The sequence below is a fragment of the Cryobacterium aureum genome (assembly GCF_002954245.1).
Lineage (GTDB): Bacteria > Actinomycetota > Actinomycetes > Actinomycetales > Microbacteriaceae > Cryobacterium > Cryobacterium aureum.
The window spans coordinates 23,315-30,131 of record NZ_PPTG01000023.1 but is presented as its reverse complement, the minus strand read 5'-3'; the positions used below and the strand labels follow the sequence as shown (position 1 = coordinate 30,131).

General features: G+C 66.0%; 8 protein-coding genes. 4 read left to right on the top strand and 4 right to left on the bottom strand.

Features of this window, described 5'->3' with window-relative positions:
- The first annotated feature begins 107 nt into the window (after positions 1 to 107).
- Entirely contained in the window at positions 108 to 464 is a 357-nt protein-coding gene (locus CJ028_RS08885) for a hypothetical protein (protein WP_105034903.1), read from the top strand.
- 154 nt (positions 465 to 618) lie between these two features.
- Positions 619 to 2,061, top strand: coding sequence for an aldehyde dehydrogenase family protein (locus tag CJ028_RS08880; protein ID WP_105034902.1), 1,443 nt, complete (start codon positions 619 to 621; stop codon positions 2,059 to 2,061).
- A 297-nt stretch (positions 2,062 to 2,358) separates the two neighbouring features.
- Here the strand turns inward: CJ028_RS08880 and CJ028_RS08875 are convergent, their stop codons facing one another.
- Entirely contained in the window at positions 2,359 to 3,705 is a 1,347-nt protein-coding gene (locus tag CJ028_RS08875) for an MFS transporter (protein ID WP_105034901.1), read from the bottom strand.
- 91 nt (positions 3,706 to 3,796) lie between these two features.
- Here CJ028_RS08875 and CJ028_RS20655 point away from each other — a divergent pair, with 91 nt between their 5' ends.
- Positions 3,797 to 4,087 carry a hypothetical protein gene (locus CJ028_RS20655; RefSeq protein ID WP_129590441.1) on the top strand — a complete coding sequence of 97 codons (291 nt, stop codon included), beginning with the start codon at positions 3,797 to 3,799 and terminating at the stop codon, positions 4,085 to 4,087.
- A gap of 49 nt (positions 4,088 to 4,136) precedes the next feature.
- A complete protein-coding gene (locus tag CJ028_RS08870; protein ID WP_105034900.1) occupies positions 4,137 to 4,427 on the top strand; it encodes a hypothetical protein in 291 nt (96 codons plus the stop codon).
- A 19-nt stretch (positions 4,428 to 4,446) separates the two neighbouring features.
- Here the strand turns inward: CJ028_RS08870 and CJ028_RS08865 are convergent, their stop codons facing one another.
- From CJ028_RS08865 to hpaH, 3 genes are read right to left on the bottom strand one after another with little or no spacing between them, the layout of a single operon-like run.
- Positions 4,447 to 5,187: an IclR family transcriptional regulator gene (locus tag CJ028_RS08865; RefSeq protein ID WP_240607168.1), complete on the bottom strand. Its 741-nt coding sequence runs from the start codon at positions 5,185 to 5,187 to the stop codon at positions 4,447 to 4,449.
- 37 nt (positions 5,188 to 5,224) lie between these two features.
- Positions 5,225 to 6,046 carry an HpcH/HpaI aldolase family protein gene (locus tag CJ028_RS08860; protein ID WP_105034899.1) on the bottom strand — a complete coding sequence of 274 codons (822 nt, stop codon included), beginning with the start codon at positions 6,044 to 6,046 and terminating at the stop codon, positions 5,225 to 5,227.
- Positions 6,031 to 6,816 carry a 2-oxo-hept-4-ene-1,7-dioate hydratase gene (hpaH, locus tag CJ028_RS08855; RefSeq protein ID WP_105034898.1) on the bottom strand — a complete coding sequence of 262 codons (786 nt, stop codon included), beginning with the start codon at positions 6,814 to 6,816 and terminating at the stop codon, positions 6,031 to 6,033. Before hpaH ends, CJ028_RS08860 begins: the two co-directional genes overlap by 16 nt.
- Between the last annotated feature and the right edge of the window lies 1 nt (position 6,817).

Sequence of the window (6,817 nt, the reverse complement as noted above, 5' to 3'; positions counted from 1 at the left end):
CGGCTACACAGCGCTCTGGGGAACATGCCACCGGCTGAATACGAGCTCAACTATTACGCTGGAACAAACGGCCCGATAAAAATCGAAGCCGCCAACAAAACGGCGGCATGAAACCCGGGACGGTTCAACTCGACACCGTGACTCAGGCGCGTCGCCTGTCGGAGATTCAAGAAATGGCCGATGACTGCGCTGCGCTGTGGCTGGACGTGGACGCCTCCGTGATCGACGTTCGCGTGACGATTGAAATTCCCGAAACTTTTCGCACCGACTGGGAGAGCGCACAGGCCAAAGCTACCCAGGCGCGGGCCGTTGAGGCCCAGGCGCCGCCCTCAGCCGGCAGGTCGTACGCGGCCTTCGTTTCGCTGGCTACACCTATGACGATGCGGCAACCCTGCTCGGGCTTTCCAAGGCACGCATCTACCAGCTCGCCCATGATCCTCGGGCTCGATCCGCCGAGAAAATGACGACCTGAACCGTGTCGTGCGATAGCCCAGGCCCGCCGCACGATGTGCGCGGGATGGCGGGTGGGCAGCGCTCTCGTGCAAGTGGATGTCGATGCTCACGCATACGGTGGAGCCACGGCGGGACTCAAGACGCCGCACTCAACGTGGAGGACTCATGACAACGAACGACACCCTGGCCACCCCGACACTCGACACCTTCGAGGGGCTGCTCGCCGCCATCACTCCCACAACGGGCGAGACGCGCGAGATCCTCGACCCCGCGACCGGCGCGGTGGTCGGCCTCGCCCCGGTGCACACCGTGGACGACCTCGAAGCAGCCATCATTGCGGCAACCCTGGCCCAGCCGGCCTGGGCCGCCCTCGGACACGCCGAGCGCAGCGCCGTCATGGTGCGCGCCGCCGACGCGATCGACGCCGCGGCCGAAGCCCTCGCCCAGCTGCTCTCGCGCGAACAGGGCAAACCGCTCAACGGTCCGAACGCGCGGTTCGAGGTGGGCGGAGCATCCGCCTGGCTGCGCACAGCGGCCGCGACCCCGCTGGACTCGGAGGTGCTCATCGACGATGGCGCCACCCACGCCGCGATCACCTACCGACCGATCGGCGTCGTCGGCGCGATCGGCCCGTGGAATTGGCCGATGATGATCTCGATCTGGCAGATTGCGCCGGCACTGCGCATGGGCAACGCCGTCGTCGTCAAGCCTTCCGAGTACACGCCGCTCAGCGTGCTCGCCCTCGTCGAAGTGCTCAACCAGGTGCTGCCCGAAGGCCTCGTCACCGTCGTCTCCGGCGGCCGTGCGATCGGCGCCGGCCTCGCCGTGCACCCCGGCATTGGCAAGGTCATGTTCACCGGCTCGACCGCGACCGGCAAGGCCATCATCAAGAGCTCGGCCGACACGGTCAAGCGACTCACCCTCGAGCTCGGCGGCAATGACGCCGGAATCGTGCTGCCCGACGCCGACCCGGAAGCCATCGCCGAGGGACTGTTCTGGGGCGCGTTCATCAACACCGGCCAGACCTGCGCAGCTCTCAAGCGCCTCTACGTGCACGACGACATCTACGACGCGGTCTGCGACGCACTCACAGCGGTCGCCGCCAAAATGCCGATGGGTGTCGGAATCGACGAGAACAACGTGCTCGGCCCGCTGCAGAACAAGGCCCAGTTCGACATCGTTGCCGGTCTCGTGCAGTCAGCGAAGGATTCCGGAGCCCGTGTGCTCATCGGCGGCAACCCCGACCTCGAAGCGCCTGGCTTCTTCTACCCAACCACGCTCATCGCCGACATCGACGACGACAACCCGCTCGTGCGTGAGGAGCAGTTCGGTCCGGCGCTGCCGATCATCCGCTATACCGACCTGGACGATGTCATCGCTCGAGCCAACAGCGTTGACGTTGGCCTGGGCGGTTCGGTTTGGTCGAGCGACCTTGTCGCAGCGCGCGCCGTCGCAGCTCGCCTGGAAACCGGCACGGTTTGGATCAACGCGCACGGCGCGGTGCACCCGATGATTCCGTTCGGTGGGGCCAAGCAGTCCGGCTACGGGCTCGAGTTCGGTGTCGAGGGTCTCAAAGCGCTCGGTGTGCCGCAGGTCATCAACGGCTAGCCATCCGCTTCAGAAAGGGCCCTCGTCACCGGCGGGGGCCCTTTTCGTCGCCCGTTGCCGGGACTGACAGTGGCTAATTCAGGACAAATGAACGGATGCGTGCACTCGGCCCGCAAGAACACGCGGCAGATCTCCCGAGGCGGCACACCCGGCCTGAATTAGCCCCCACGACCGGCCGCACCGGCAGCCTGTGGTCGGGGCCGGCGTTCCGGGCCGGGGCCCCGTACAGAAGAGGGCACGAAAAAACCGTGCCGCCCGGGATTCACGTCGGGCGGCACGGTTCGGTGATGACGGATATTACTCGTGGGTGCTGATGCCCAGCGGAACCCCGCGGGTTTCCTTCACGAGGGTTACCGCGACGAAGGAGATCGCGGCCAGCACCATGAGATAGACGCCGATCGAGACGGACTGGCCGGTCTGATCGAGCAGCAGCTGGGCGATTAGCGGGGCGAAGGCCCCACCGAGAATCGCGCCAAGGGCGTAACCGATCGACACACCGGAGTACCGCACCTGCGCCGGGAACATTTCGGCGTAGAGCGCGGCCTGCGGGCCGTAGGAGAGGCCGAGTCCGCTCGCCAGAATGATGAGCGAGAGCGCGAACCAGACGATGTCGCCGGTGTCGATGAGCAGGAACATCGGGATTGCCCAGATGAAGAGAAACGCATAGCCGATCTGGAAGGTGCGCACGCGGCCGATTTTGTCCGAGAGGATGCCGCCGGCCATGGTCGACGCGAGCCAGAACACGGCCGCAACAGTGCTCGCGATGAGAACCGGGGTGCGCTCCATGCCGAGTCCGCCGGCCTCGGCGGGCTTGGTGGCGTAGGAGCTGAAGAACGCGATGAGCATGTAACCGGCCGCGTTGTTGGCGATGAAGATGAGCGCGGTGAGGATGACCTGACGCGAGTGGCTCTTGAACAGCTGCTTGAGCGGTGCTGCGGACTCCTTCTTACGGGTCTGCATCTCCTTGAAAACCGGGCTCTCGGAGACCGCGCGGCGGATGACCCAGCCGACGACGATCAGCAACACGGAAACCAGGAACGGGATGCGCCAGCCCCAGCTGAGGAACGCTTCTTCGCTCATCGAAGTGGTCACGGCGATCATCACGCCGGTAGCAAGGATAAGGCCGACCGGAACGCCGATCTGTGGGTAAGCGCCGAAGAATCCGCGCTTGTGGATCGGTGCGTGCTCGACGCTCATGAGCGCCGCGCCACCCCACTCGCCGCCGGCCGAGAAGCCCTGCAGGATACGCAGCACGATCAGGAAGATGGGCGCCCAGACACCGATCTGGTCGAAGGTTGGAAGCAGGCCGATGATTGCGGTGGCCGCGCCCATCATGACGAGCGTGAAGACCAGCATCGCCTTGCGCCCGATGCGGTCGCCGAGGTGGCCGGCGACGATGGCGCCGAGCGGGCGAAACAGAAAACTAATGCCGAGCGAGGCCCAGGCGATCAGCTGGGCGAGCGGCGCGTTCTCGCCGGCGAGCGGAGCGAAGAACAGGCCGGCCAGCACGAGGCCAGCGGCCTGGGCGTAAATGAAGAAGTCATACCACTCGATGGTGGTACCCACCATTGTGCCGGCGAGGACCCGCCGTTCTTCGTTCCGTTTAGCGCTGGTTGCCTGCGTGCGCTCGGTCGTAAAAGCCATGGAATACTCCCTCGTATCTCACTGCGGTGCTGGGTCGGGTACTGCTGCAAAGTGTGTGGATCGTGCGGAGAAAAACCGGCACTGGGGCAGTATGGCAGGAAAATCAAGGATTACCTACCTTTTGGTCAGTATTGTTGTTTTTTTGGGTTCCGGTGCAGCACAGTGCGTGCCGATCGAGGGCTTGCTGGAGCATGCCGGTTGCAGCATGAGTCGGGTTCGTCGCTTGCGGCGGCTGTGCGGCTCGCTCGCGGTGGCCTCTGTTCCGTCGCCGGCCTGGATGCTGCATCTGGGGCTCGGCGTCGACCAGGGTGGGTCGGGCGCAGCCGACCCGTACACTCAGATTCCGATCTACGTCTGGCAGCTTCTCATCGCCGGTCTTTGAGGAGCCAGAGCGGCAGGGAGCAATTCCCGGCCCCGCCCTCGACCTGGCCGTGGCGGCCGCGCCCTATGCGTTCGATTGCCTGGGCACGGGAATCGGCTACGGCATGGAACTCACCTTCTCCGGCGTCGATGCCGACGACTGGGACGTTAATTTCGACGCCGCGGAGACCGCGTACCTGCGCATCACGGAGGGCTGGGCCGCCGACGGCCACCCGAGCGCCCCCGAGAACACCGAGTTCTACGCCGTCGCTGACGAGCCCAGCGTCGTGTCGCAACTGCGCGCCCGCCACATCGGGTCGACCGTGCGAGTGGGCATGCAGAGTCTGTGCGTGGCGCGGTAGTCGGTTGAGCGTGGTCAACTCAACCGAGCTCGGCGACGATCGTGCGCGCAGCAGCGGTCAGCACGGCGCCGATGTCGGTGGAGGAGTGCAGACTCGAGATGTAGACCACGGCGAGGGAGGCGGGTGATTCCCCGGGCACGAGCAGCGGCACGGCGATTGCCGACAGGCCGGGAATGACCTCGTCGTGGCTGGAGGCGTAGCCGAGGGCTGAAACTTCACCGGCCTCGCTGCGGCGGGTTTCCGGGTGGCCGAGTGCGGCCCATTGAGCGGCGCTCAGGCCGGATTGGATGGCGATTCCCGGTGCGCCCCTGTGCAGCGGATGCCGCGTGCCGGGCTGTTGCGCGACCGTCGCGTGTGCCTTCCGCGGTTCGATACTCACGAGAGTGAAGATCTCGCCCTGGTCGAGCACCGCGACGAACGCGGTCATGCCGAGCTCGTTGGCGATGCGGGTGAGCACGGGCAGGGCAGCGGCCTGCAAGTCACGGGATACCCCGCGGGCCAAAGCCGCCAGTCGCGCACCGAGCCGCACCAGCCCGGCCGGGTCCCGCACGACGAGACCATGATCTTCCAGGGTGCGGAGGATGCGATAGGCGATCGAGCGATGCACGCCGAGGGCGGCGGCGAGAGCGACGATGGTCATCGGCTCGTCGGTGTCGGCGAGAATCTCCAGCACCCGGATGCCGCGGGAGAGGGTTTGCGAATGCGCGGCGGGTGCCGGCTGGGGGCTGCCGGAGGTCTCGGCGAATTCTGGGATCGACACCCTCTTATTCTCGCATTCCGTCTACCGGTATGTCGTCTTAGTAACTCAGCCGCGGAACCTCGGGCCCGGCCAGATCCGTTCGCCCGATGAACGTAGCGGCGAGCTTCTCCGAAGCCCGGGCAAGGATGGCCACGTCGGCACCGACGAGCACGAAGCTGGCACCCGCCGCCAGGTAACGCTCTGCGGTTGCGGGAGCGAAGGCATTCACTCCGACGGGTTTGCCGAGCGCCGCGACGGTGCGGATGCAGCGCAGGGCGGAGGCGACGACATCGGGATGGTCCTGCTGGCCCAGCAGGCCCATCGATGCGGCGAGGTCGGAGGGACCGATGAACAGGCCGTCGACGCCGTCGACGCTGGCGATCTCGGAGACGTTGGCGACGGCATCCGTTGTCTCGATCTGCACGAACAGCGCGATCGTCTCGTTGGCGTGGGCCAGGTAGTCGTCGATACGATTCCAGCGGGAGGCCCTGGCGAGGGCGCTGCCGACGCCGCGAACCCCGTGCGGCGGGTAGCGCACGGCGGCCACCATGTCGCGGGCCTGATCGGCCGTGTCGATCATGGGAATGAGCAGATTCTGCGCGCCGAGGTCGAGCAGCTGTTTCAGGATGACGCGCTCACCGGTCGGAGCGCGCACCAGCGGCACGATCGGGTACCCGTGCACGGCCTGCAGCTGGCTGAGCGTCGACTCCAGGCCGTTGGGGCTGTGTTCGGTGTCGATCAGTAGCCAGTCGAGGCCGCTGCCGGCGCAGATTTCGGCAACGAGTGGGCTGCCGGAGCACACCCACATGCCGATCTGCGCACGATCGGAGCCCGCGAGAACGTCGCGGAAGGTCGGCTCTGCTGTTACTCGAATCGGCATGTGATTGCTCCCAGGGGTCCGTAGTCGGCGTGCACGGTGTCGCCTTGTTCCACCCACATCGGGCGAGTGAACGAGCCGGCCAGGATGATTTCCCCGGCCTCGAGGCTGGTTCCGTGCTGGGACAGCTTGTTGGCCAGCCAGTAGACGCCGGCAGCGGGGTGGTTCAGCACGGCGGCGGCCACGCCGGATTCCTCGATGGTCTGGTTGCGATACAGCAGGGCCGACACCCAGCGCAGGTCGATGTCACCGACCTTCACCGGCGTGCCGCCCACAACCATTCCGCCCATCGCCGCGTTGTCGGAGATGGTGTCGACGATCGTGCGGCCGGCCATCTCAATGCGCGAGCTGAGGATCTCCAGCGCCGGAACCACGTAGTCCGTCGCGTCGAGCACATCGAAAAGCGTGCAGTTGGGGCCGGACAGCGGCTTGCCGAGCACGAACGCCAGCTCGACCTCGATGCGCACGTTCGAGAAGCTGTCGAAACGGATGCTCGCGCCATTCTCGTAGACCTCGTCACTGAAGATCACACCGTAATCGGGTTCGGTGATGCCGGTGGCGACCTGCATGACCTTGGAGGTTAGGCCGATCTTCCGACCGACCAGCCGCCGCCCGGCCGCGATGCCGCGTTCTTTCCACAGGCTCTGCACGGCGTAGGCGTCGTCGACGGTCATGCCGGGGTAGCGGGTGGTCAGAAGCGGAACCGTCGACCGGGTTAGGCCGGCCGCGACGAGTTCGTCGGCGATTTCTGCGATGACTGACTGCTCAAGCATG